The sequence below is a fragment of the Pseudoxanthomonas sp. SL93 genome, assembly GCF_026625825.1.
Classification (GTDB): Bacteria; Pseudomonadota; Gammaproteobacteria; order Xanthomonadales; family Xanthomonadaceae; genus Pseudoxanthomonas_A.
Genome location: NZ_CP113065.1, coordinates 3,711,610 through 3,734,809, shown reverse-complemented (window position 1 = coordinate 3,734,809; position 23,200 = coordinate 3,711,610). Strand labels below are relative to the sequence as shown.

Genomic DNA, 23,200 nt, shown 5'->3' with positions numbered 1-23,200 from the left:
GCGGTACGTTTGCTGCGCCGCACAAGAAATAAAGTGAAATCAATCGCTTGCATTGACAGGAATGACGGTCAAACCGATTGACTACTCTAAAAGTGAAAACCCATACTAGCCCGTATGGTGAACCCCCTCCCCCTTGCCACTTCCACGCGCGCCGGACGGGATGACCGTGCCGTCGACCGCATCTATGCGGGGCAGGCGGATTTCGCGCTGGCGGTAAGCCGCTTCGCCTCACCGGCCACGCTGCAGGCCGACCCCGCCCTGATCTACGCGCATGGCTTCGGCCAGACGCGCGGTGCGTGGACGCGCACCGCGCAGCGGATGGCCGAACACGGGTATGGCGGGCTGGCATACGACGCGCGCGGCCATGGCGAATCGGATCGCAATCCGGCGGACATCGCCTATGCGGGCGACCAGTTCGCCGATGACCTGATCGTGGTGGCGGGCGAACAGCCGGAGCCACCCGTGCTGGTGGGCGCGTCGATGGGCGGGCTGTTCGGCCTGATCGCCGAATCGCGCTGGCCCGGGCTGTTCCGCGCCATGGTGCTGGTGGACATCACCCCGCGCTGGGAATCGGCGGGGCTGCAGCGCATCCTGGGCTTCATGACCGCGTTCCCGGACGGCTTCGCGTCGCTCGAGCATGCCGCCGACGTGATCGCGGCCTACCAGCCGCAGCGTCGCACCCGCAAGACGCCCGACGACCTGCGCGAACTGCTGCGCGAAGGCGACGACGGTCGCTGGCGCTGGCACTGGGACCCGCGCCTGGTCGACGAGCTGGCGCGCGACAGCGCACAGCACCAGGACGCCATCGCCGAGGCCGCGCGCCGCGTGCAGTGCCCGGTGCTGCTGATCAGCGGCGGGCGCAGCGACCTGGTCTCGGAAAAGACCGTCGAAGAATTCAAGCAACTGGTACCGCATGCGCGTCATGTCCATCTGCCGCAGGCCACGCACATGGTGGCCGGCGACGACAACGACGCGTTTACCGCCACCGTGCTGGAATACCTGGCCGGCCTGTCCGCCGCGCCAGGCACCGCCGAACCCGAAACAACCGAATCCGTTCCCGGAGCCGCCCCATGAGCATCGCCATCCCCTTCCTCGCCTTCCTGCTGGTGGGTGCCTTTGCCGCCTATCACCGCCTGCGGCTCGCCTACTGGGCCGCCATCACCGCCAGCGTGCTGGTCGCGTGCTGGCTGCTGGGCGCCAACCCGACGGCCACGATCATCGCGGCGCTGCTCGTCGCGGCCATCGCGGTGCCGCTGCTGATCCCCGCCATCCGCAAGCCGCTGATCACCGCGCCGATGCTGAAGTTCTTCCGCAAGGTATTGCCGCCGCTGTCGCAGACCGAGCGCATCGCGCTGGAGACCGGCTCGGTGGGTTTCGAGGGCGAACTGTTCACCGGCGACCCGGACTGGAACACGCTGCTCAACTACCCCAAGCCGCAGCTGACCGCGGAAGAGCAGGCCTTCCTTGATGGCCCGGTCGAAGAGCTGTGCAAGATGGTCAACGACTGGGAGATCACCCACGTCCACGCCGACCTGCCGCCGGAACTGTGGGACTACATCAAGAAGAACAAGTTCTTCGGCATGATCATCCCCAAGCAGTACGGCGGCCTGGGCTTCAGCGCGCTGGCGCACCACAAGGTGATCCAGAAGCTGGCGTCGGTCAGCAGCGTGGTCAGCTCCACGGTCGGCGTGCCCAACTCGCTGGGCCCGGGTGAACTGCTCAACCATTACGGCACGCAGGAACAGAAGGACTACTACCTGCCGCGGCTGGCCATCGGCCAGGAAGTACCCTGCTTCGGCCTGACCGGTCCGTTCGCCGGCTCCGATGCCACCTCCATCCCGGACTACGGCATCGTCTGCAAGGGCGAATGGAATGGCGCCAACGTGCTGGGCGTGAAGCTGACGTTCGACAAGCGCTACATCACGCTGGCGCCCGTCGCCTCGCTGGTGGGCCTGGCCTTCCGCATGTACGACCCGGACGGCCTGATCGGCGACACCAACGACATCGGCATCTCGCTGGCGCTGCTGCCGCGCGACACGCCCGGCGTGGAGATCGGCCGTCGCCACTTCCCGCTCAACTCGCCGTTCCAGAACGGCCCCATCCATGGCCGCGAGGTGTTCATCCCGCTGAGCCAGCTGATCGGTGGCGTGGAAATGGCCGGCAAGGGCTGGAACATGCTCAACGAGTGCCTGGCCGTGGGCCGCTCCATCACCCTGCCCTCCACCGCCAGCGGCGGTGCCAAGGCCGGCGCCGTGGTCACCGGTGCGTATGCGCGCATCCGCAAGCAGTTCGGCCTGTCGGTCGGCCGCTTCGAAGGCGTTGAGGAAGCCCTGGCCCGCATCGGCGGCAAGGCCTATGCCATCAGCGCGCTGTCGCAGGCCACCGCGGCCGCCGTCGACCGCGGCGACGTGCCCTCGGTGCCGTCGGCTATCGCCAAGTACCACTGCACCAACATGAGCCGCGAAGTCATCCGCGACGTGATGGACGTGGTGGGTGGCAAGGGCATCATCCTGGGGCCGCGCAACTTCGCCGGCCGCAGCTGGCAGGCCGCGCCCATCGCCATCACGGTGGAAGGCGCCAACATCATGACCCGCAGCCTGCTGATCTTCGGCCAGGGCGCGATCCTCTGCCACCCGTGGGTGATGAAGGAAATGAAGGCCGCGCAGAACCCGGACTTCAACGCGGGCGTGGAAGAGTTCGACCGCAACCTGTTCGGCCACGTCGGCTTCGCGATTTCCAACGCGGTGCGTTCGTTCTGGTTCGGCCTGACCGGCGCGAAGATCGGTGCGGCACCGGGCGACGACTACACGCGCCGCTACTTCCGCAAGCTGGACCGCTATTCCGCCAACCTGGCGCTGATGGCCGACGTGTCCATGCTGATGCTGGGCGGCAAGCTGAAGTTCAAGGAATCGCTGTCCGGCCGCCTGGGCGACGTGCTGAGCCATATCTACATGACCAGCGCCATGCTCAAGCGCTACCACGACGAAGGTGCGCCGCAGGCCGACCAGCCGCTGCTGGCGTGGGCCTTCCACGACAGCGTGCACCAGATCGAACTGGCGCTGTCGGCCGCGCTGCGCAACTTCCCGATCCGTCCGGTGGGCTGGTTGATGTGGGCGCTGATCTTCCCGTGGGGCCGTCGTGCCGAAGCGCCTGGCGATCGCCTGGGGCACCGCGTCGCTGCGCTGCTGATGGCGCCCAACGAAGCGCGCGACCGCCTGGCGCAGGGTGTATTCCTCACCCCGTGCGCGAACAACCCCGGTGGCCGCATCGACAGTTACCTGGCTGCGGCCATTGCCGCCGAGCCGGTGGAGCGAAAGTTCCAGAAGGCCTTGAAGACCAAGGGCATCGAGGCGCTGGACTACGCATCGCAGCTGGATGAAGGCGTGCGCGAAGGCTGGATCACCGTGGAGGAGCGCAAGCAGCTGGAAGAACTGCGCGCCATCACGTTGGAGACCATCACCGTGGACGACTTCGACGTGCACGAGTTGCGTGCGGCCAGCTACTACGACCTGCCGCAGAACCAGCGCCAGCCGCGCGAAGCGGCCTGACGCCCACACCAGCTGACACGACGACGGCGGGCATGTCCCGCCGTCGTCGCGAGAGGAGCCCACGATGAGCGCGGATGTCCTGAAGATCTACCGCAACCTGAGCCGGAAACCGCTGGGCAACTGGCTGTTCTCGCGCCTGATCTGCTTCAAGGCGCCGTACTTCGGCAGCATCGGCCCGCGCATGGTGCGGCTGGAACCCGGCCGCGGTGAAGCGACCCTGCGCCATCGGCGCGCCGTCACCAACCACCTGGGCACCGTGCACGCCATCGCGATGTGCAACCTGGCCGAATTCGTCGGCGGGCTGACCACCGACGTCAGCATTCCGCGGTCGATGCGCTGGATTCCCAAGGGCATGACGGTGGAATACCTGAAGAAGGCGGTGGGCACTCTGTCCGCCGTCGCCACGCCGGCGTTCGAACCCCGCGAATCGGCGGAAGGCTACGACCTGCCGATGGACGTGGTGGTCAGCGATCCGCAGGGCGAGCCTGTGTTCCGCGCACGCATCAGCATGTGGGTGTCTCCGAAGCCCGCGCGCGAAACGCGCTGAGTACTGCGGACCACGGACCACCCGCGACGTGACGCCTGAACTGTTGATCCAGCTGGCAGGCCTGCACAGCCTTTCGTTTGCGCTGTTCCATCTGGGCTTCTGGAAACTGTTCGACTGGAAGCACACCCTGGCCCGCAGCAGCGTGGCCAACCGCGCCATCATGCAGATCCTCAACCTGCGGCTGATCTATTTTTTCCTGGGCGTGGCCGCCGCCTGCTTCGTGTTCACCGATGAGCTGGCGCGCACCGTGCTGGGCCACGCCGTGCTGGGCTTCATGTCGCTGTTCTGGGTGGGGCGCACGATGGAACAGTTCGTTTTCCTGCGCATCAACCGGCCACTGGTGCATGCGTTGACCGCCCTGTTCGTGCTGGGCGCACTGCTGTTCGCGCTGCCGCTGTTCCTTCGCTGATCCCGATCGTGGGAGCGACGTGGGTCGCGATGAGGCGTTACGGACAGGTTGTCGCGACTCACGTCGCTCCCACAACAAGCACAGCCGCCAGTGCCGCGATGGCCGGCACACCCTGCACATAGAGAATGCGCTTGTTGACGCTCCACGCGCCGTACAGCGCCGCCACGATCACGCAACCGAGGAAGAACACCACCACGTTCCATTGGCCGGTCCACAGGCCCCACAGCAGGCCGGCCGCCAGGAAGCCGTTGTAGAGCCCCTGGTTGGCGGCCAGCACGCGCGTGGTTTCCGCCTTCTCCGGCGTGTTGCGGAAGGTCTTCAGGCCAACGGGCCTGGTCCAAAGGAACATTTCCAGCACCAGGAAATACACGTGCAGCAGGGCGACCAGCACCACCAGGACGGACGCAACCAGGGTCATTCAATCACTCCTTGAAGGGCACGGCGCAGCATAGCGCCGCCCCGCCCACGATGCAGGTTCAGGGGGCGTTGGCAGCAGGCGCCGGCGTGGCCCGCTCCGAGGGCAGCCGTGCTTCTTCACGCAGCAGGCGCCACGCCGCGAACGTCATGCCGCTGGCCACCAGCAGGCCGGCGCCGAACACCACGCTGGACCCGAAGGCCGACAGCAGCTTGTGCAGCCAGACGAAGGTCAGATCGCCGCCGCGGTAGATGACCGTGTCGATGGCGGCGCCCGCCTTGTAGCGCCACTCGCGCCCCACGCGGGTGTAGATGGTCTCGCGCGCGGGCTTGGCCAGTGAGAACTCGCTGGCGCGCGTCACCACCTGCACGATGGCCACCATCAGCGGCAACGGCGATGCCGAAAGAATCGAGAAGCCGAGGATGATCGCGCAGCCCGGGATCAGCAGCGCCGGTGCAATGCCGTAGCGCGACAGCAACGCGCGCGTCACCAGCAGCTGCACCACCAGGGTCAGCGAATTGACCGCCAGGTCGAGCGTGGCGAAATAGCTGGCGCGCGCTTCGGCCGAGCTGAACATGGTGCGGGCGATGGCGTTCTGCTCGTTGTACAGCAGCGTGCCCACGCCCACCCCCATGACCACCATGACGGCCAGCCAGCGCAGCAGCGGCTCGCGCGCGATCAGCTTCAGGCCGGCGAGCACCTCGCCCCCCATCGGAATCTCGCCGCTGACCTGCTTCCGCGCCGCTTCGCGCGCCACCGCCCAGGTCCTGAGCTTGAAGATGCACACCACGCAGACGGAGAACAGGAACGCCGACACCAGCATCATGTTGGCGATCCCGACCCGCTCGACCAGCGCCTTGGTCAGCGCCGGGCCGAGGAACGCGCCCACCGTGCCGGCCGCACCGATGTAGCCGTAGTACCGGCGTGCTTCGGCATTGGTGAACACGTCGGCCATGAAACTCCAGAACACGGCGACGGCGAACAGGTTGAACACCGTGATCCACAGGATGAAAGCCAGCCCGCGCCCGGCGATGCCGCTGTCGAACATGGCGTAGAACAGCAGCAGCGTGGCGATGAAGAACAGGTAGATCACCGGCAGGAAGACCCGGCGCGGGAAACGGCTGACCAGCCACCCGTAGACGGGCTGCAGCAACAGCATGATCACGAAGACCAGGCTGAAGATCACCTGCAGGGTGAATTCGTTCAACGCCACGCCCCGGTCGGCAAAGAACGCGATCATCGCCGGCGGGAACACCGCCTCGATGTCACTGGACGCGGCCATCGCCTCGCGCACCGGCCGCAGCACGTAGTAGCCGCTGAGCAGGCAGAAGAAGTAGACGAACGACCACAGCAGCGGCGGCGACTCGTCCATGGCGGTACGCAACCGGCCGAACCGGGACGAGGCAGCGTCGGACGCGTTCATGAACGTGGGCAGTTCCTGCGCAAGCGGAGGGGATGGGCGACCCGCCGGTCCGCCTTGGCGCGCAAGGTATCCGATGCACTGCAACATCGCCAGAGCTTTGCGCAGGCGGCAGGCGCCACAGCGCCCGCGGTTGTGTGACACGGCGCGCCCGGCACGGCGGCAGAGCATTTGCTCTATGCCCGGCGGCTAGGTTCGGTCGGTCTCTGGAACAGGTCCACGCGTGTACGACTTCGTCATTATCGGTGCCGGCTCCGCCGGTTGCGTGCTGGCCCACCGCCTGTCCGAAGATCCCAGCTGCCGCGTGCTGCTGCTGGAAGCGGGTCCGCGCGACTGGCACCCCTTCATCCACATGCCGGCGGGCCTGGCCAAGCTGGTCGGGCAGAAGGGTGTCAACTGGAACTACGACACCGCGCCCGAACCGCATCTCGACGGACGCCGGCTGTGGTGGCCGCGCGGCAAGGTCCTGGGCGGTTCGAGTTCCATCAACGCCATGTGCTACATCCGCGGCGTGCCCGGCGATTACGACGACTGGGCGGAAGCGGGCGCGGAGGGCTGGGACTGGGCCAGCGTGCTGCCGTACTTCAAGCGCTCCGAGCGCAACAGCCGCGGCGCGGATGCGCTGCATGGCGGCGACGGCCCGCTGCATGTATCCGACCTGCGTTACACCAACCCGCTGTCATCGGCCTTCCTGCAGGCCGGTGAGCAGGCGGGCTTCGCGCTCACCGCCGACTTCAATGGTCCGCGGCAGGAAGGCTTCGGCTTCTACCAGGTCACCCAGAAGGACGGCGCCCGCTGTTCAAGCGCCGTGGCTTACCTCAACCCGGCGCGCGACCGCCAGAACCTGGACATCGTCACCGGCGCGCTGGTGCGGCGCATCCTGCTGGAGAACGGTCGCGCGGTGGGCGTGGCCTACGCCCGCAGCGGACACGAGGTGACCGTGCGCTGCGAGCGCGAGGTACTGGTGAGCGGTGGCGCCATCAATTCGCCGCAGCTGCTGATGCTGTCGGGCATCGGCCCGGCCGACCACCTGCGCGAACATGGCATCACGGTGAGGCATGACCTGCCCGCCGTCGGGCGCAATCTGCAGGACCACCTGGATATCTGCACGCTGCAGCATTCGACGCAACGCGTGACCTACGACCGTACCAGCGAGCTGAAGACCGCCTTCGATTACTTCCTGCGCGGCCATCGCGGCCCCGGCACCAGCAACATCGCCGAAGGCGGTGCGTTCGTACGTTCGGCGCTGGCACCCGACGAGCGCGCCGACATCCAGCTGCATTTCGTCCCGGCGATGCTGGACGACCACGGCCGCAACCGGCTGGCCGGCGACGGCTATACCCTGCATGCGTGCTTCCTGCGTCCGCGCAGCCGCGGCGAGGTGACCCTGGCCAGCGCCGATCCACGCGCCGACGCCCGCATCCAGGCCAATTACCTGGGCGATCCGGACGGCTTCGACATGAAGATGATGGTCGAATGCGCCAAGCTGTCGCGCGAGCTGTTCGCGCAGAAGGCCTTCGACGCCTACCGCGGCGCCCCCATCCATCCCGCCCGCACCAATCTGTCGGACGCCGAGTTGATGGACTTCATCCGTGCCAAGGCCGAAACCGTCTACCACCCGATCGGCACCTGCCGCATGGGCAGCGACGACGGCGCGGTGGTGGATACGGAGCTGCGCGTGCAGGGCCTGCAGGGCCTGCGCGTGGTGGACGCCTCGGTGATGCCGCGCCTGATCGGCGGCAACACCAACGCGCCCACCATCATGATCGCCGAGCGGGCCTCGGACCTGATCCGGGGGCGGGTGCCCCTGTCTTCAGCGACACCCGTCGTGCCGCAGGCCGCACCGCACCCCGCGCTGACGGCCTGACGATTACTTGCCTTCCAGCATGGCGGGCAGGGGGCAATGCAGCACCGCACAGACGGTGCGCAGCAGCTCGGCTTCCTCCACGCGTACCTGGCCGTCATGGCTCACCGCGGCGACCACGGCCTCCACCAGCAGCTCCTTCGCCAGCGGATCCAGGCCATCCAGCGGCTCCCAGACCTCATCCAGCGCCTGCACGCCTCCCGTCGGGGGCGTGTAGGGCAGATGGTCGCGTGGAAGCACGCGCTGCAGGCCGGCCAGGTAGGCCTGTTGCGCCCTCGCCGGCGAGTCGTGCCCGGCCTGGGCGATGACGGCCAGCAACGTGGCGAACGGCTGGCGCACATCGCGCGGTTTGCGCCGCCCGAACGGTCTGTCGCGGCCGGGTGAGAGGGCTTCGCGCACCTGCACCTGCAACAGCCGCGCCAGGCAGTATTCGAACAACGACACGCTGCCGTCGGCATGCGCCGCAGCGTCGACGGTATCGATGAAGGCATCCAGTTCCGGCCGCGGGAAGCGGCGCAGCAGCGGGAAGGCGAGCGCTGCCAGGGGCAGCCGCAGCATGGGGTGCAGGTGGCGCAGGTGCGTCTCGCGCAGCGCGACGGCGCGCTCGGCCATGGGCGCGCCGAGGCGTGCCGCGATCTCGAAACGCTGGCGGGCGGCCACCGTTTCCGCGGCATCGAGCACCAGGCCCAGCAGCAAGGGCATGACCTGTTCGCGGTCGCGCGCCAGCGCGTGCAGTTGCTCCGGCAGCTCGGTGGCGATGACGTGGGCGCGGCGGTAGTCGTCGGGCGTGGGCGTGGCGACCTGCGCGGCGACCATCGCCGGCGTCAGCGGGATGGAAGTCGATGGCGGCGGCAATGCGGAAGGCTCGCGTGCGGCCAGCCCTTTCGCGATGTCTTCCTGCCGCCCGTCCGGGGGCGAGACCGCCCAACGGCGGGTCAGGTCGTCCAGTTGCTGTTTGCCGAACAGCGGGTCCAGCATGCGGATGCGCTGCAGCAGGGGCGGATGGGTGGCGAACAGGCGCGAGAACGCACGCCCCTCGCCGAACAGCATGTGGCTGACTTCCTCCACCTTGCCCTTGTCCTCCAGTGTCGAACCGGCGGACAGGCCGCCGATTTTCTTCAGCGCGCCGGCCAGCCCCGCCGTCTGCCGGGTGAACTGCACGGCGGACGCATCCGCCAGCAGTTCGCGCTGACGGCTCACACCCGCCTTGATCATGCGGCCGAAGAACAGCCCCACGCCGCCGGCCACCATTGCCGCCATCGCGATCCCCAGCACGGCCACGCCGTCCCTGCCGCGCGCGCCACGTCCGTAGACCAGCACGCGCTGACCGACGATGCCCAGCATCATGATGCCGAACAGCACGCCCATCAGTCGGATGTTCAGCCGCATGTCGCCATTGAGGATGTGGCTGAACTCGTGCGCGATGACGCCCTGCAGCTCGTCGCGGTTCAAGCGGTCCAGCGCGCCGCGGGTGACGGCCACCGCCGCGTCGGCGGGCGAATAGCCGGCGGCGAAGGCATTGATCGCGGCTTCGTTCTCCAGCACATACACCCGCGGCACCGGCACGCCGGAGGCGATCGCGATCTCCTCCACCACGTTGCGCAGCCGGCGCAACGAGGGATCCGTGGTCTGCGGCGGCACTTCGCTGCCCCCCATCTGCTGGGCTACCGCTTCGCCGCCCGTGCGCAGCGAGGCCAGCCGGTAAAGCGAACCCAACCCGATCACCGCCAGCGTGCCCAGCGTGGCCAGCAGCAACACGCCGACGACCGAGCCACTGCCTTCGCCACCGTCCCACAGCTGGCTGCCGAGCAGCACCAGCACCACCACATCCACCACCGCGACGATGCCCGCCACGGCCAGCGCGAACAGCATGACCATCCGCCACGATCCACGCCGTGCCGCGGCCTGGTGCTCGAAGAAATTCATCGCATCATTCCCCTTGTCCAATCTGCCCTGCCACGCCGGGCCTGCACTCGTCGCCTGGTTCCCCGCGTCCGGCGCTCCCCGCACAGGACGCATGCACGCCGTCACGCCGGGCGACGGATCAGAACTGCACCCTCGGCGCCTCGCGCACCTGGGCGACCTTCTCCGCCGGGATGTCCAGCAACGCGGCGGGGGTGAAGTTGAACGCACCCGCCACCACGCTGGAGGGAAACATCTCGCGCCTGTTGTTGTAGGCCATCACCGCATCGTTGTAGGCCTGGCGCGCGAACGCCACCTTATTCTCGGTGGAGGTCAGCTCCTCCGTCAGCTGCATCATGTTCTGGTTGGCCTTCAGATCCGGATAGGCCTCCGCCACCGCGAGCAGGCGGCCCAGACCCGCGTTCAGCTGCCCCTGCGCCGCCGCCAGCTGCGCCATGGCACCAGGATCGCCAGGATGGGCCTTGGCCGCCGCCAGGCCCGATTGCGCCGCTGAACGCGCCGCCACCACGGATTCCAGGGTTTCGCGCTCGTGGTTCAGATAGCCCTTGGCCGTCTCCACCAGATTGGGAATCAGGTCGAAGCGCCGCTGCAGCTGGACATCGATCTGCGCGAAAGCATTCCTGAATGCGTTGCGTGCCGCCACCAGGCCGTTATGGATGCCAACGCCCCAGATAACTGCGACGGCCGCCACACCCATAATCAGAAGCAGGATGAACAACATGGACATGGAACTTCTCCCGGTTTGTGCAATCGAAAAAAGCGGCGTTATGATCCCCGACAGCAAGAGCTCATGCAGGCCACGCGCAAAATGAAACACAAGGGTACACGGCGGACGATGCAGTCCCTCAGGTTCGGGCTGGTCGGCATGCTGTTGCCCCTGACGCTGTCCTCCACCGCACAGACGCCATTGCGCTGGAACGACACCGCCAGTCCGGCGACCACCAGCGCTGCCCCGGTCAGCACGGGCACGCACTACTCCTCGCCCACGCAGCCACGCCCCTACCGTACCGCACTGGCCGAGCAGCGGATGTTGCCATTGGCTCAGGGCTTTGACGTTGCCAGCTTCGAGAGGATGGCGCAGCAGCTGACGGTGGGCCAGCGCGTGCCCGGCATGGCGATGGCCATCGTGCACAACGGCCGCGTGCTGAGTGCGCGCGGTTACGGGGTCACCGACGTGGCCGCACCGCAGGCGGTGGATTCGCACACCGTGTTCCGCCTGGCTTCGCTGTCCAAGGCGTTCGCCAGCACGCTGACCGGCCTGATGGTCAACGACGGTTCGCTGCGATGGGACAGCAAGGTCAGCCAGTACGTGCCGGGCTTCCAGCTCAGCGATTCGGCCGCGGCATCGCGGGTGACCGTGGCCGATCTGCTGAGCCACCGCGTCGGCCTGCAGTCGCACAACGCGTTCGACCGCGACATCGAGGGCAACGCCGATTACTACGACGTCACCCGCAAGCTGGCCTACGCCCCGCTGAAGTGCGCACCGGGCCAGTGCTATGCCTACCAGAATGTGGCCTTCAGCCTGGTGGGCGACGTGGTGTTCGCTGCGTCGGGCACGTTCTACGACCAGGCGCTCGACCGCCGCATCTTCAAGCCGCTGGGCATGAATGACGCCAGCGTGGGGCTCTCCGGCATCCAGGGCAGCACGCGCTGGGCGCGCCCGCACGTGCGCAGCCGCAACGGCTGGGTGTCGCTGACGCCCAAGCCCACCTACTACCGCCTGCCACCGGCCGCCGGCGTCAACGCCAGCGCCAGCGACCTGGCGCAATGGTTGCTGGCGCAGACCGGCCACCGCACCGACGTGTTGCCCGCACCGCTGCTGGCCACGCTGCACGCGCCCATCATCTCCACGCCCGGCGAAATGCGCGCCGGTTGGCGTCGCGAACGCCTGCATGCGGCCAGCTACGCGCTGGGCTGGCGGGTGTTCGACTACGCGGGACAGCCGGTGGTGTTCCATGCCGGCGCCGTGCAGGGCTACCGCGGTCTGGTGGCCTTGTTGCCGGAACGCGACCTGGGCGTGGCGATCGTCTGGAACAGCGACAGTTCGCTGCCCTCAGGCCTGCTGCCTACCATCCTGGATCGCGCGATGGGCATCCCTGGGCAACCGTGGGTCGATACGCCGAGCGATTACGACCTGCTGATGGCCGACTCACCGGCCATGCCGCCAAACGAAGAGAGCGGCACGTCCTCGCAGCGGGCCAAGGCGACGCCCCAGTAAGTTCCCGAGTCGCCCGTACCGCCGCACGGCGGTGGTACGCGCGTGGCGCTGCCGCTCAGGCCTGCGTGCTTTCCAGCAGGCCCTTCAGCTTCAACAAGCCCTTCTCGTAGTCCGCACCGATCATCCGGTCGAACAGCAGGCCCAGCCAGCGGCCGAACGGGTTGTATCCATGGTCGCTGTCGAAGGCCCAGGTCAACCGCGTGCCGCTGCCTGCGGGTTCGATCAGGTAGGTGGCGCGGGCCACACTGCCATCGAAGTCCAAGGCCACCACGATCTTCCGGTGCGGGATGCTTTCGGTGATCTGCTGGCTGCCGCTGCCCACCGAACGATTTCCCACCCAGCGCATGCGCGCGCCCACGCCGCTGGCCGGTCCCTCGAAGGTGTACCTGGCCTGCGGGTCGTATTCGGCCCAGGGCGACCAGGCGGAGAAGCGCTCGAACGAGTTGAGCGTGGCGTAGACCTGCTCCGGGCTGCGGTCGATGGTGATGGCCCGCTCGACGTGCGTGCTGGCCGGCAGCAGCAGGCTGCCTACCCCCGCCAGCAAGCCCAGGCCGACGATCACGGCCAACACCCACTTGATGATCCTCATGCGTCTCTCCTCCCGGTCACGGACGGCGACAGGCTAACCGGTCGCCCATAAAAAAACTCTCCCCCCGCTGGGCATCGGGGAGAGAGTCCATGGTGTTACGGCTAATCGGGGTTGGCTTAGATCAGCGGAGCCGGAGTTGCCGGCAGCGCGACCGGGGCCGCTTTCTTCTTGGACTTCTTGGCAGGCTTCTTGGCGGCCTTCTTCGCGGCCTTCTTGGCCGGCTTCTTGGCTACTTTCTTGGCAGCCTTCTTCGCGGTCTTCTTGGCAGCCTTCTTGGCAGGCTTCTTGGCTACTTTCTTGGCAGCCTTCTTGGTGGCCTTCTTGGCGGTCTTCTTGGCAGCCTTCTTCGCCGGCTTCTTGGCTACTTTCTTCGCAGCCTTCTTGGCGACCTTCTTCACTGCCTTCTTGGCCTTGGCGACCTTCTTGGCGACCTTCTTGGCAGCCTTCTTCACTGCCTTCTTCACGGTCTTCTTGGCCGCCGACTTCTTGGTGGCCTTCTTGGCGGCCTTTTTGGCAGCCGGTTTCTTTTTCGCAGCTTTCTTCGTTGCCATGTGATGGCTCCTCGTCAATGAACTATGGATTGGTACATCTGGTTACAGCACATCTGCCCGCAGGCAGGCCCAGTTGCAAGAAACGCCGCGGGAGTCGGACCCGCCGGCAGCCGCCACCGCGACCAGCGCGGCAGTGCGGATTCTCCAGGGGGTCGGGCGTGCGAAACCCGGCTCCCTACAAATACGAAAACACCCGCGTCGCGCGGCGACACGGGTGCTCTGGAAATGGGGCGATGCGTTTTTCGGGGGGAAGCGAACCCTGCGTCCACCGAGATCCCGGTGCGGACGATTGGCCTTGTTGTCTCTCGCGCTGTCGTGTTGATTCGACTCACTCGCTTCCGCAGCATGCTCTGCTGGGGCGAAACCTAATCACGGTTTTTCAAGGTGTCAACACTTTAGCGAAACTTTTTTCGGGAGCGGGCGTCGCGCCACCCGGTCGTTCGACACGCCCGCGGTCGTCGCCCGTGCCGGCAACGAAGGCGTCATGCGCACCCATGCAGGAAGCCCTTGTAAAAAAACATCGGGAAAACGCATGTTTTTTTTTCGCGTGCGATGCGCACGCATCATGGAGGCGATGCCTCGGGTCGCGGACGCGCGACCTTCGAAGGCGTCCTGCAGGGTTGAACGGCGGCTAAAAAAAACTTTCGCAGGGGGTGCCGGATTTCGCGTCGCACAAGCCGGAATGCGTCGATTTGCGCAAGAATTTTTCGCCGCCGAAGGCATCGTCGGCAGCCGATCGCGGCGTGCCGACGCACCGCAGCGACGCGACGAGCGACACATCGGCACCGTGCGGCGTGACCTTCGATGCCCTTGGCGAAGCACGACGTCGCCACTCGCCTTGCGCACGGATCTCGGCCAGCGGCATGGGCGATCCGTCCCGAACGCCGCTCGATGATGGCGCCGCGCGCGGCCGACGCGGTGATGTGCGCGTCAATCATCTGGCGCGCCTGGCTCCAGCGCACCGCTGCCGACGAACGGCATGTCACGTCCCTGGCATGTCGCCACGCTTCCGGAAACGAAACGGGGAGCCAGGGAATGGCGGATCGTCGATCCACCACTCCCGGCTCCCCGGGTATCCGCAGGGAAGACCGGCTTAGTGGTCTTCGTCTTCCAGCAGTTCGGCGTAGTCGTCCGGCGACAGCAGCTCGTTGAGCTGGTCGGGCTCTTCGGCTTCGATCACGAAGATCCAGCCTTCGCCGTAGGCGTCCTCGTTGATGGTCTCGGGCTTGTCGCTGAGGGCGGTGTTCACCTCGACGACCTTGCCGGTGACCGGGCTGTAGACGTCCGAAGCGGCCTTCACCGACTCGACGACGGCGCTGGCGTTGCCGGCTTCGATGCGGTCGCCCACGTTGGGCAGTTCGACATAGACCAGGTCGCCCAGCAGGCCCTGCGCGTGGTCGGAAATGCCGACGGTGATGCGGCCACCACCTTCGACGCGCGCCCATTCATGGGACTTGAGGAATTTAAGATCGCCAGGAATCTCACTCATGGGGCTACTCCGGATTCGAACAGTGGGTCGGGACAGGAACGATAGTTTAGCGGAGTAAGCAGGCGGTGAAGGAAGCACCGCCTGTCAGGTGGGCAGGAAGGCCGCGCGTCCACTGCGCAGCGCGTCGTCCAGCTGCGCGATGCGGTCCTGCCCCCAGAAGGCTTCGCCGTCGCGCACATAGCCGGGCACGCCGGGCAGGTCCGCCCTCATCGCCGCTTCGGTGTTGGCCTGATACTCGGCATGGACGCCATCCGCCCCGGCGGACGCGAGCACCTTCGCGGCGTCATGGCCCTGCATGGCCAGGCATGTCGCCAGCACCTGCGGGTCGGCGATGTCGGCGTCTTCCACCCACAGCGCACGGAACACCGACAGCATGTAGTCGGCAGGATCCCGGTCCGCATGCAGCAGCGCGATGGCGGCGCGGTCGGCCAGCGACGCGTCCACCGGGAAGAAGCGGGGATGCAGGTTCAGCGGGAGATCGCGTGCGGCCCGCCAGCGCTGCAGTTCAAGCAGGCGGTAGCGCTGGCGCGATGCGGGGCGTTGCCCCAACGGGACGCCTCCGGCGGCGGCGAACACTTCCAGCATGTGCACGGGACGGTAGCGAACGGCCACGCCATGCCGGCGGGCGACCTCCAGGAACGCCGCATGCCCGAGGTAGGCATACGGCGATACCAGCGAGAAGAAGTAGTCGACCGTGGCCGCCACGACGCCGCTCAGTCCAGCACGCCTGGCTGCGGCTGGCCGTCGCGCACGAACGGGAACTTCACCACGCGCACCGGCACTTCCTTGCCGCGGATGTCCACCCGCACGCCGCCTTCCGCACCCAGCGCGATATCGCCGGCCGGCACCCGCGCGAAGGCGATGGCCTTGCCCAGGGTGGGGGAGAAGGTGCCGGAGAGGATCTCGCCCTCGCCATGCGCGGTGAGCACCTTCTGGCCGTGGCGCAGCACGCCCTTCTCGTCCATCACCAGGCCGATGAGCTGGCGCGGCACGCCGTTGGCCTTCTGCTGTTCCAGCACGTCGCGGCCGATGAAGTCGCGCGGCTTCGAATCAGCACCCACGTCCAGCGCCACCGTCCAGGCAAGCGCCGCTTCGTACGGCGAGACGGTCTCGTCCATGTCCTGGCCATAGAGGTTCATGCCGGCCTCCAGGCGCAGCGTGTCGCGCGCCCCCAGGCCTGCCGGCTTGACGCCGGCGTCGAGCAGCGCATTCCAGAAGGCGACCGCTTCGTTTTCCGGCAACACGATCTCGTAACCGTCCTCGCCGGTGTAGCCGGTGCGCGCGACGAAAAGGGGAATACCGGTGGCGGTCTGCGCATCCATCGCGGCAAAGCGTGCCAGCTTGGCTGCGCCGGCACGGTCGGTTTCGCGCAGCAGCCCCTGCACGCGCTCGCGCGCGGTCGGGCCCTGCACGGCGATCATCGCGAACTCGGGGCGCTCGCTGACCTGCACGTCGAAGGCGGCGGCCTGGGCGGTGATCCACGCCAGGTCCTTGTCGCGGGTGGCGGCGTTGACCACCAGGCGGAAGAAGTCCTCGGCCATGAAGTAGACGATCAGGTCGTCGATCACGCCGCCGTTCCGGTCCAGCATGGTGGTGTACAGCGCCTTGCCCGGCTTCTGCAGCTTGTCCACGGAGTTGGCGACCAGGTGGCGCAGGAACGCGCGCGTGCGCGCGCCGCGCAGGTCCACCACGGTCATGTGGCTGACGTCGAACATGCCGGCGTCGCGGCGGACCAGGTGGTGTTCCTCGATCTGCGAGCCGTAGTGGATGGGCATGTCCCAGCCGCCGAAGTCGACCATCTTGGCGCCGAGCGCGCGATGGGTGTCGTTGAGGATGGTCTTCTGGGTCATGACGGCGTCCGGGACAAAGAAGCGCATTATCCCAGAAGCCCGCCGCGCGCGCGGATTGCCTGCTACAGGCCGTCGTAGGCCTCGTTGATGCAGTCGACGGCCCGGGTATCGAGCACGGTGAAGCGCCCGGCAGGCAGCTCAAGGCGACCGGCCCAGGCGACGTCGTCGAGCCACGCCTGCATGCCGTGCTGGCGCACGATGGCGGCGACGCGGGCATCGTTCCGGCCCTGCAGGCGGCACGTACCGAACTGCAGGTAATAGCCTGGCGCCACCCGCGGATACGGCACCGCGTCGGTGACCTGCCAGCGCGCGCGTGCACCATCGCGGCCGACCATCTTTCCCGCCATCACGTAGCGCGGCTCGGGCACCACGTCATCCTCGAGGGGCGTCGATGCCAGCAGGGTGATGGCGTAATCGCAGACGCGCGCCGGGTCGGCGGAATCGGACACGCAGCTGCCGCCGATGTCCTGCAGCCCCTCCGGGTACGGCGGTACCACCTTGCCCACCAGTTCCGGTGTGGCGGTGGGCGAAGCAGCCAGCAGCGATGTCAGCCAACCGAGCATCGCCGTGCGCATGGCTCAGGCCTCCTGGACCTTCAGCGTCATTCCGTCCACGGCCACCACACGCACGCGCGTGCCCACCGGCAGGTCGGGGCCATCCACTACCCAGAACGCATCGTCGATCTTGACCCGGCCGCGGCCGCCCATGATGGCCTGGTCCAGTGTCGCGACCTTGCCGACCAGCTGTTCGGCACGGCGGTTGAGCAAGGGCTTGTCGCTCTCGCGTGCCTTGCCGCGGAACCAGGTGCGATAGATCTGGATGGAAATGAAGCTGAGCACGACGAAGGCCGCCACCTGTGCCAGCAGCGGAATGCCATCCACCAGCAGCACGCCCAGGAAGACCAGCGCCGCCGCGAATCCCATCCACAGCATGAAGGCGCCCGGCGCCATCGTTTCCGCCGCGAACAGCAGCAAGGCCACCGCGGCCCAACCCGCCACATCCCAGCGCATGGCTCAGCCCCCCGCCCGCGGCGGCACGCGCGGGGGCGCGGCCTGCTGCTTGGTCAGCGCTTCCTTGGCCAGTTCGGCGATGCCGGCGATCGAGCCGATGATGCCGCTGCTTTCCATCGGCATCAGCACGAACTTCTGATTGGGCGCCGTGGCCAGTTCCTTGAAGGCTTCCACGTACTTCTGCGCGATGAAGTAGTTGATCGCCTGCACGTCGCCCTTCGCGATGGCATCGCTGACCATCTGGGTAGCCTTGGCTTCCGCTTCGGCCAGGCGCTCGCGCGCCTCGGCATCGCGGAACGCGGCCTCCTTGCGGCCCTCGGCTTCCAGCACCGCCGCCTGCTTCTCGCCTTCGGCGCGCAGGATCTCGGACTGGCGCGAACCCTCCGCCTCCAGGATCTGCGCGCGCTTCTCGCGCTCGGCCTTCATCTGCCGCGCCATGGCATCCACCAGGTCGCGCGGCGGCTGGATGTCGCGGATCTCGATGCGGTTGACCTTGATGCCCCAGGGATTGGTGGCCTGGTCGACCACGTTGAGCAGCTGGGCGTTGATGGTTTCGCGCTGGCTCAGCGACTCGTCCAGGTCCATCGAGCCGATCACGGTACGGATGTTGGTCTGCACCAGCGCGATGGTGGCCTGCTCCAGGTTGGAGACTTCATACGCAGCCTTGGCCGCGTCCAGCACCTGGAAGAACACCACGCCGTCCACCTTGACCACGGCGTTGTCCTTGGTGATGACGTCCTGGCTGGGCACGTCCAGCACTTGTTCCATCACGTTGATCTTGCGGCCGATGCCGTAGACGATCGGGAACAGGAAGTGCAGGCCCGGGTCCAGCGTGTGCGTGTACTTGCCGAAACGCTCGACGGTCCATTCGAACCCCTGCGGCACCATCCGCACGGTCTTGAACAGGATGATGATGCCGGCGACCAGCAGGACGATCGCCACGAAGCTTGTCTCGAACATCGTTGTTCTCCCCCTCGAATCCACGGATACGCGTCGAGTATAGACCTCGGCGGCGGTGGCCCGGCGTCGGCCGGCGAAGGACGCGCGGGAGGAACTTTCCGGTCGCTGCGACGGTATTGCCCGCTGCGGCATCCCTATTCCCTGACAGCCCACCGAAACCGCCCGCTTGCCAAGGTCTTCGTTCGCCATCGATGTGCCGGAAAGCCTGGTCGCCCGCGCCCGTGCAGGCGGGCAGGACGCGTTCGAGCAGCTGTACCGGCGATTCGAGCGTCCGGTTTTCACCTTGGCATTGCGCATCTGTGGCGATCGCGAGGCGGCCAGCGAGGTATTGCAGGACACCATGCTCAAGCTCTTCCACCACCTGCCCGATTTCCGCGGCGACAGCCCGTTCTGGGGTTGGCTGCGACAGATCGCCGTCAACGAGGCACTGCTGCGGCTGCGCCGGCAGAAGCGGCTGGTCGCCGAGATCGCCGTGGACGAAGACGACCTGCCCGAGGACCACGGCCTGCCGCCACCGGCAGCCGCCGACGCCGCCCTGCTGCAGCGCGCGCTTGAATCACTGCCCGCGAGCACCCACAGCGTGCTGTGGCTGTACCACGCCGAGGGCTATACGCACGACGAGATCGCCACGCTGATGCAGCGCACGCCCAGCTTCTCCAAGTCACAGCTGTCGCGGGGCACCCGCCGCCTGCGAGCGCTGCTGCAGATCGAGGAACCCGCCCATGCCTGATTCCCGCGCACATCGCCCGGCGCCACGCGACTGGGGCGACGCACTCGCCGCACTTCCCATGGAAACGCCGCCATCGGACGGCTGGTCGACGCTGGCCGCTCGCCTGCCCCCCACCTTGTCCGTACGGTCTGCCCGTCAACGCCGGTGGCACCGCGCTGCGATGATGGCCGCGGTGATGGTGGTCGTGTCGGTGCCGGCATGGCAGTTCACGCGGCCGGCACCGCCTGCCACGCCGGGCGTCGTCGAACGCCAGGCCAGCGCGCGCCCGGCGGCGGTTCCCACACATATATATGGAGAAGCACGTCCGCGGGTTCCGCCATCGGAGGAAATGCCGCGCCTTGCAGCAGAGAGCGCGACTGTCGTCGATGGCGACGTCGGCGTGGTTTCCCCGCCCGATCGCAACCGCGCGACGGCCGGCCACGCGCCTGTCGTCGCCGCACGACGTGTTGAACCCTCGGGGCCGGATCCCCTCGACGCGCTGTATGCCGAATCCGCGCAGCTCGAGGCCGTGCTGGCGCAGCTGCCGGATTCACAGGTTGCCAATGCCGCCACGGAAGCGCTGTCCGCCGGGCTGCAGGATCGCGTGGCCAGCATCGACGCCGCCCTGTCGCAGCCCGCGATGTCCTCCGATGCGCAGGCCGATCTCTGGCAGCAACGCGTGGACACGCTGCGCCAGCTGACCGGCGTGGCCACCACGCAGCGCTGGCAAGTCGCGCGGGGCGAGCTGCCGCACACCGATCCGTCCGTCTATTGATCCGCCACGAGCATCACGCCAAGAGGCCCGAATGAAACCGACCCTGTTCACCGCCACCCTGCTTTCGCTCGCACTGATGTGTCCGTTCGACGGCCTCGCCCAACAGGACGACACGGCAACGAAACAGAAGGAACTGGAAGCCGCCCGTGCCGATCTGCAGCGCGCGGCCAAACGCGTCGCCGATCTGTCCCGGCAATCCGGCGCGCTGCCTGCGGCGATCCATATCGATCGCGTGAGCCGACCCCAACCCCGCCTGGGCGTACTGCTTGCCGGCGACGCCGAAGCCGGCGTGCGCATCACCGGCGTCACGCCCGACAGCGGCGCGGCCAAGGCCGGCCTGAAAGCGGGCGACAGGGTGTTGAAGATCGCCGGCAACCCGATCACCGGCAAGGACGCCGAAGCCAGGCTGGCGCATGCACGCCTTGCGCTGGCCGATCTCGCTGCCGGCACCCCGGTTGCGCTGGACTACCAGCGCGACGGCCGCACGCAGTCCGTGCGCGTTACGCCCTCGCTGAGCAGTCCGCGCATGGCGTTCTCCAGCCGCGCCGTCGGCGCGGCACCGGCGTCGGCGATGCCCGGCGATGGCGCAGGCATGCCATGGCTGGAGGGCGTGCCCTTGCCGCTGGATGAACTGCGCATGGGCATCGCACCGGAAGTGCAGCGCGAACTTCGCCGCCTGGGCAAGCTGGAGGACTGCAAGGGCGACGACTGCCAGCTGCCGCTGCTGGCGGAGGCCTTCCGCTGGAGCAGCCTCAATCTCGCGACGGTGGATGCCTCGCTGGGTCGCTACTTCGGCACCGATGCAGGTGTGCTGGTCCTGTCCCGCGGGGACGACCTGGACGAACTGCAGGCCGGCGACGTGATCCGCAAGGTCGAAGGCAAGGCCGTGTCGTCACCACGCGACGTGATGGATGCCCTGCGCGGCAAGCCCGAAGACGCCAAGGTGGCCATCGAGTACCTGCGTGACCGCCAGCCGCGCACCGCCATCATCACCGTGCCCAGGTCCATGCCGTTGCGCCTGCCCGTGGCGCCGCGCATCGCGCTGCGCCAGCACCCGCTGCCACACGGCGCGACTACGCCCCAGGCCATCGAGAAGCGACGCATGGTCATCGTCGACCAGGATGGCAACGTGCAGACCTTCGAAGACAACGACACGCCAGCCGCCGCGCCCGCCTCCATCCCGCTTTGAGCCATTACAAGAAACCTGCTCCCGTGAATCCCCTGCCCCCGCCGAACGCGGGGGCTTTTTTTGTTGACGAGGTGCGGAAGACGGAAGGGCACGTCCCTGTGCCGGTTCAAACCTGCCTACTTCGCCACCCGCGCCGATGCGTTTACTTCGGCGGGTGCGTTGTCGACCCATTGCGTGAACACCGCCGCGATCTGCGCATCGGTCACCGGCTTTCCTGCCTGCACGTCGCTGGCCTGGGTGAACAACGGGATGATCATCGCCATGCCGTCGACCTTGGTCTTCAGGTGTACGCCCGGCGCGCTGGACAGGAAGCCGTCCCAGTGCGCGCGCACCTTGGCCCAGTAGGCGGCGGTGGCCTGCCAGTAGTCGCGGGCCGGCTTGAAGTCGACATCGACGGTTTTCTGGTAATCGTTGAAGCCGAACTCGCGCGCCAGTTCCACCTGCGTGCCGTCGGGCTTGCGCAACACCTTGGTATTGAACTGCTCGTGCGTCCAGCCGTTCGGCGTCAGCGTGTGGCGATTGACCACCGCCAGCGCGTTGTAGTCGCTGCGCTTGGTGTATTCGCGGCGCGGCAGCGGACGCCAGCTGACGTCGCTGGTCCAGGTGGCCACGCCGTTGGCGTAGTCCCAGCGACCCGTACCGCAGTAGCGCGGCGCATCGCTGACTTCGTAGACGCACTGGGTCCAGGCACCCGCGTTCAGCGCGGCATCGACGGCGCGCACATGCCACGTCTGGTCGGCGGTGAACTCGAAGCGGGTCGGTGCCTGGTAGGTCCAGTCCTGGCGCCAGTGCTTGGTCACGTGGCCGCTCTTGGCGTCCACCAGGATGTGCTGCAGCACGATCCGTGTGGGCGTGTCTTCCACCACGATGACGGTCTCGTCGCCACCACTGCGCATGGCGGCCTGGCGTTCATACCCCGGCTGCAGCAGCACCGTCTCGTCGAAAGCGAAATCGACGACATAGTCACCCTGCATCGCGAGGATCGACTGGCGGTCACGCGCGGGATCGGTCGCGGCCTCCGCCTGGGTGGAAACACATATGGCGGTGGTGGCAAGCAGAACGGCTACCGGTTTCTTCATGAGGCTTCTCTCTGTTTGAATCTGACCAGCGGGATCACGTCGCCGTCCCCCGCACCTTTTCCATCCACGCGCGGCCCAGCCGGGCAAGCCGATGCCGCGCAACAACAGTCATCGATCGACGCATCCGCCTCGGCACCTTCGGCAAGTGCGATCCTGCGCGCCGTGGCCACGCCCAGAGGCGAGACCGTTGCCAGGCTGGCCGCCAGCCATGGCGTGGCTTGCGCCTGCGGTGCGACCTCCTGCGCCACGGCATGCAGGCGCAGCGCGCAGGCACGCCACTGCCCGTTCGACAGCCTTCCGGCCAGGCGCCGCCACAGGCGTTCGCCCAGGCCTTCGCCGGCGTTCTCTGCACGTGCGGGCAGCGCGTCGATCAGGCGATCCCAGGCCACGAAATCGCTGTCGGGCAACAGGCAGAGACGCCAGCAGCAGCGACCGGCCGCATCGAAGAACACCACGCTTTCGTTCAGACCATCGCTGTCCAGACCGGCGCAGACTTCCGCGCGCACGGCCTGGTGCCAGCCGGCAAGCTCGCTGCCGTGCTGCGTGCGATAGAGGCACAGCACCGTGCCCAGTGCAGCCAGTTGCCGGGACGTGGGCAACCGGCCCGCCTGATGCAAGCGCACGCTGCCCGGATGCCCCGGCACGCGGGTCACGG

Annotated in this window: 24 protein-coding genes; 9 read left to right on the top strand and 15 right to left on the bottom strand. The window is 67.4% G+C overall.

The window, feature by feature from the left end:
* Nucleotides 1–207: 207 nt before the first annotated feature.
* The 4 genes from OVA13_RS17435 to OVA13_RS17420 all read left to right on the top strand — a co-directional run bounded on the left by OVA13_RS17435 (nucleotide 208) and on the right by OVA13_RS17420 (nucleotide 4,504).
* A complete protein-coding gene (locus OVA13_RS17435) occupies nucleotides 208–1,074 on the top strand; it encodes an alpha/beta fold hydrolase (RefSeq protein ID WP_267793571.1) in 867 nt (288 codons plus the stop codon).
* Nucleotides 1,071–3,548 (top strand): acyl-CoA dehydrogenase, encoded by a 2,478-nt coding sequence (locus OVA13_RS17430; RefSeq protein ID WP_267791709.1) that lies wholly within the window; start codon nucleotides 1,071–1,073, stop codon nucleotides 3,546–3,548. Before OVA13_RS17435 ends, OVA13_RS17430 begins: the two co-directional genes overlap by 4 nt.
* A gap of 64 nt (nucleotides 3,549–3,612) precedes the next feature.
* A complete protein-coding gene (locus tag OVA13_RS17425; protein ID WP_267791708.1) occupies nucleotides 3,613–4,095 on the top strand; it encodes a hotdog fold domain-containing protein in 483 nt (160 codons plus the stop codon).
* A gap of 28 nt (nucleotides 4,096–4,123) precedes the next feature.
* Complete coding sequence (locus OVA13_RS17420) at nucleotides 4,124–4,504, top strand: hypothetical protein (RefSeq protein ID WP_267791707.1); 381 nt, start codon at nucleotides 4,124–4,126, stop codon at nucleotides 4,502–4,504.
* A 58-nt stretch (nucleotides 4,505–4,562) separates the two neighbouring features.
* Here the strand turns inward: OVA13_RS17420 and OVA13_RS17415 are convergent, their stop codons facing one another.
* Both OVA13_RS17415 and OVA13_RS17410 read right to left on the bottom strand, forming a co-directional pair.
* Nucleotides 4,563–4,922, bottom strand: a complete 360-nt coding sequence (locus OVA13_RS17415; protein WP_267791706.1) for a DUF1304 domain-containing protein — start codon at nucleotides 4,920–4,922, stop codon at nucleotides 4,563–4,565.
* 58 nt (nucleotides 4,923–4,980) lie between these two features.
* The gene (locus OVA13_RS17410; RefSeq protein ID WP_267791705.1) at nucleotides 4,981–6,342 is read right to left on the bottom strand and encodes an NTP/NDP exchange transporter; all 1,362 of its coding nucleotides are present in this window, start codon (nucleotides 6,340–6,342) and stop codon (nucleotides 4,981–4,983) included.
* 220 nt (nucleotides 6,343–6,562) lie between these two features.
* Here OVA13_RS17410 and OVA13_RS17405 point away from each other — a divergent pair, with 220 nt between their 5' ends.
* Nucleotides 6,563–8,206 (top strand): GMC family oxidoreductase, encoded by a 1,644-nt coding sequence (locus OVA13_RS17405; protein WP_267791704.1) that lies wholly within the window; start codon nucleotides 6,563–6,565, stop codon nucleotides 8,204–8,206.
* Between the two features lie 3 nt (nucleotides 8,207–8,209).
* Here the strand turns inward: OVA13_RS17405 and OVA13_RS17400 are convergent, their stop codons facing one another.
* Both OVA13_RS17400 and OVA13_RS17395 read right to left on the bottom strand, forming a co-directional pair.
* A complete protein-coding gene (locus OVA13_RS17400; protein WP_267791703.1) occupies nucleotides 8,210–10,129 on the bottom strand; it encodes a M48 family metallopeptidase in 1,920 nt (639 codons plus the stop codon).
* Nucleotides 10,130–10,247: 118 nt separating this feature from the next.
* On the bottom strand, nucleotides 10,248–10,847 hold the full coding sequence (locus OVA13_RS17395) for a LemA family protein (protein WP_267793570.1): 600 nt from the start codon (nucleotides 10,845–10,847) through the stop codon (nucleotides 10,248–10,250).
* A gap of 87 nt (nucleotides 10,848–10,934) precedes the next feature.
* Here OVA13_RS17395 and OVA13_RS17390 point away from each other — a divergent pair, with 87 nt between their 5' ends.
* Nucleotides 10,935–12,344, top strand: a complete 1,410-nt coding sequence (locus tag OVA13_RS17390; protein ID WP_267791702.1) for a serine hydrolase domain-containing protein — start codon at nucleotides 10,935–10,937, stop codon at nucleotides 12,342–12,344.
* Nucleotides 12,345–12,399: 55 nt separating this feature from the next.
* Here the strand turns inward: OVA13_RS17390 and OVA13_RS17385 are convergent, their stop codons facing one another.
* The 9 genes from OVA13_RS17385 to OVA13_RS17345 form a co-directional block, all read right to left on the bottom strand.
* Complete coding sequence (locus OVA13_RS17385; RefSeq protein ID WP_267791701.1) at nucleotides 12,400–12,933, bottom strand: SRPBCC family protein; 534 nt, start codon at nucleotides 12,931–12,933, stop codon at nucleotides 12,400–12,402.
* A 116-nt stretch (nucleotides 12,934–13,049) separates the two neighbouring features.
* Entirely contained in the window at nucleotides 13,050–13,484 is a 435-nt protein-coding gene (locus OVA13_RS17380) for a hypothetical protein (protein ID WP_267791700.1), read from the bottom strand.
* 631 nt (nucleotides 13,485–14,115) lie between these two features.
* Nucleotides 14,116–14,349 carry a hypothetical protein gene (locus tag OVA13_RS17375; RefSeq protein WP_267791699.1) on the bottom strand — a complete coding sequence of 78 codons (234 nt, stop codon included), beginning with the start codon at nucleotides 14,347–14,349 and terminating at the stop codon, nucleotides 14,116–14,118.
* A gap of 228 nt (nucleotides 14,350–14,577) precedes the next feature.
* On the bottom strand, nucleotides 14,578–14,973 hold the full coding sequence (gene gcvH, locus OVA13_RS17370; protein ID WP_267791698.1) for a glycine cleavage system protein GcvH: 396 nt from the start codon (nucleotides 14,971–14,973) through the stop codon (nucleotides 14,578–14,580).
* Between the two features lie 84 nt (nucleotides 14,974–15,057).
* Nucleotides 15,058–15,678 carry a 2-hydroxychromene-2-carboxylate isomerase gene (locus OVA13_RS17365; protein WP_267791697.1) on the bottom strand — a complete coding sequence of 207 codons (621 nt, stop codon included), beginning with the start codon at nucleotides 15,676–15,678 and terminating at the stop codon, nucleotides 15,058–15,060.
* A gap of 8 nt (nucleotides 15,679–15,686) precedes the next feature.
* On the bottom strand, nucleotides 15,687–16,823 hold the full coding sequence (gcvT, locus tag OVA13_RS17360; RefSeq protein ID WP_267791696.1) for a glycine cleavage system aminomethyltransferase GcvT: 1,137 nt from the start codon (nucleotides 16,821–16,823) through the stop codon (nucleotides 15,687–15,689).
* Between the two features lie 62 nt (nucleotides 16,824–16,885).
* Nucleotides 16,886–17,398: a hypothetical protein gene (locus OVA13_RS17355; protein WP_267791695.1), complete on the bottom strand. Its 513-nt coding sequence runs from the start codon at nucleotides 17,396–17,398 to the stop codon at nucleotides 16,886–16,888.
* 3 nt (nucleotides 17,399–17,401) lie between these two features.
* The gene (locus OVA13_RS17350; protein ID WP_267791694.1) at nucleotides 17,402–17,833 is read right to left on the bottom strand and encodes an NfeD family protein; all 432 of its coding nucleotides are present in this window, start codon (nucleotides 17,831–17,833) and stop codon (nucleotides 17,402–17,404) included.
* 3 nt (nucleotides 17,834–17,836) lie between these two features.
* Nucleotides 17,837–18,793, bottom strand: a complete 957-nt coding sequence (locus OVA13_RS17345; RefSeq protein ID WP_267791693.1) for an SPFH domain-containing protein — start codon at nucleotides 18,791–18,793, stop codon at nucleotides 17,837–17,839.
* A 166-nt stretch (nucleotides 18,794–18,959) separates the two neighbouring features.
* Between OVA13_RS17345 and OVA13_RS17340 the strand changes: the two genes are divergently transcribed.
* The 3 genes from OVA13_RS17340 to OVA13_RS17330 are packed head-to-tail and all read left to right on the top strand — an operon-like array spanning nucleotide 18,960 to nucleotide 21,466.
* Entirely contained in the window at nucleotides 18,960–19,523 is a 564-nt protein-coding gene (locus OVA13_RS17340) for an RNA polymerase sigma factor (RefSeq protein WP_267791692.1), read from the top strand.
* Nucleotides 19,516–20,277, top strand: a complete 762-nt coding sequence (locus OVA13_RS17335) for a hypothetical protein (protein WP_267791691.1) — start codon at nucleotides 19,516–19,518, stop codon at nucleotides 20,275–20,277. The genes OVA13_RS17340 and OVA13_RS17335 overlap by 8 nt, the downstream gene beginning before the upstream one ends.
* Nucleotides 20,278–20,308: 31 nt before the next feature.
* The gene (locus OVA13_RS17330; RefSeq protein ID WP_267791690.1) at nucleotides 20,309–21,466 is read left to right on the top strand and encodes a PDZ domain-containing protein; all 1,158 of its coding nucleotides are present in this window, start codon (nucleotides 20,309–20,311) and stop codon (nucleotides 21,464–21,466) included.
* A gap of 116 nt (nucleotides 21,467–21,582) precedes the next feature.
* Here the strand turns inward: OVA13_RS17330 and OVA13_RS17325 are convergent, their stop codons facing one another.
* Nucleotides 21,583–22,545 carry a DUF6607 family protein gene (locus OVA13_RS17325; RefSeq protein WP_267791689.1) on the bottom strand — a complete coding sequence of 321 codons (963 nt, stop codon included), beginning with the start codon at nucleotides 22,543–22,545 and terminating at the stop codon, nucleotides 21,583–21,585.
* Entirely contained in the window at nucleotides 22,542–23,189 is a 648-nt protein-coding gene (locus tag OVA13_RS17320; protein ID WP_267793569.1) for a Hemin transport protein, read from the bottom strand. Before OVA13_RS17320 ends, OVA13_RS17325 begins: the two co-directional genes overlap by 4 nt.
* Nucleotides 23,190–23,200 lie beyond the last annotated feature (11 nt).

Bases quoted from the DNA above. Each gene is read 5' to 3' on its own strand.
- OVA13_RS17430 (WP_267791709.1), top strand. From the start codon at position 1,071: ATGAGCATCGCCATCCCCTTCCTCGCCTTCCTGCTGGTGGGTGCCTTT.
- OVA13_RS17425 (WP_267791708.1), top strand. From the start codon at position 3,613: ATGAGCGCGGATGTCCTGAAGATCTACCGCAACCTGAGCCGGAAACCG.
- OVA13_RS17415 (WP_267791706.1), bottom strand. From the start codon at position 4,922: ATGACCCTGGTTGCGTCCGTCCTGGTGGTGCTGGTCGCCCTGCTGCAC.
- OVA13_RS17410 (WP_267791705.1), bottom strand. From the start codon at position 6,342: ATGAACGCGTCCGACGCTGCCTCGTCCCGGTTCGGCCGGTTGCGTACC.
- OVA13_RS17400 (WP_267791703.1), bottom strand. From the start codon at position 10,129: ATGAATTTCTTCGAGCACCAGGCCGCGGCACGGCGTGGATCGTGGCGG.
- OVA13_RS17395 (WP_267793570.1), bottom strand. From the start codon at position 10,847: ATGTTGTTCATCCTGCTTCTGATTATGGGTGTGGCGGCCGTCGCAGTT.
- OVA13_RS17390 (WP_267791702.1), top strand. From the start codon at position 10,935: ATGAAACACAAGGGTACACGGCGGACGATGCAGTCCCTCAGGTTCGGG.
- OVA13_RS17385 (WP_267791701.1), bottom strand. From the start codon at position 12,933: ATGAGGATCATCAAGTGGGTGTTGGCCGTGATCGTCGGCCTGGGCTTG.
- OVA13_RS17380 (WP_267791700.1), bottom strand. From the start codon at position 13,484: ATGGCAACGAAGAAAGCTGCGAAAAAGAAACCGGCTGCCAAAAAGGCC.
- OVA13_RS17375 (WP_267791699.1), bottom strand. From the start codon at position 14,349: ATGCCGCTGGCCGAGATCCGTGCGCAAGGCGAGTGGCGACGTCGTGCT.
- gcvH (WP_267791698.1), bottom strand. From the start codon at position 14,973: ATGAGTGAGATTCCTGGCGATCTTAAATTCCTCAAGTCCCATGAATGG.
- gcvT (WP_267791696.1), bottom strand. From the start codon at position 16,823: ATGACCCAGAAGACCATCCTCAACGACACCCATCGCGCGCTCGGCGCC.
- OVA13_RS17355 (WP_267791695.1), bottom strand. From the start codon at position 17,398: ATGCGCACGGCGATGCTCGGTTGGCTGACATCGCTGCTGGCTGCTTCG.
- OVA13_RS17350 (WP_267791694.1), bottom strand. From the start codon at position 17,833: ATGCGCTGGGATGTGGCGGGTTGGGCCGCGGTGGCCTTGCTGCTGTTC.
- OVA13_RS17345 (WP_267791693.1), bottom strand. From the start codon at position 18,793: ATGTTCGAGACAAGCTTCGTGGCGATCGTCCTGCTGGTCGCCGGCATC.
- OVA13_RS17335 (WP_267791691.1), top strand. From the start codon at position 19,516: ATGCCTGATTCCCGCGCACATCGCCCGGCGCCACGCGACTGGGGCGAC.
- OVA13_RS17330 (WP_267791690.1), top strand. From the start codon at position 20,309: ATGAAACCGACCCTGTTCACCGCCACCCTGCTTTCGCTCGCACTGATG.
- OVA13_RS17325 (WP_267791689.1), bottom strand. From the start codon at position 22,545: ATGAAGAAACCGGTAGCCGTTCTGCTTGCCACCACCGCCATATGTGTT.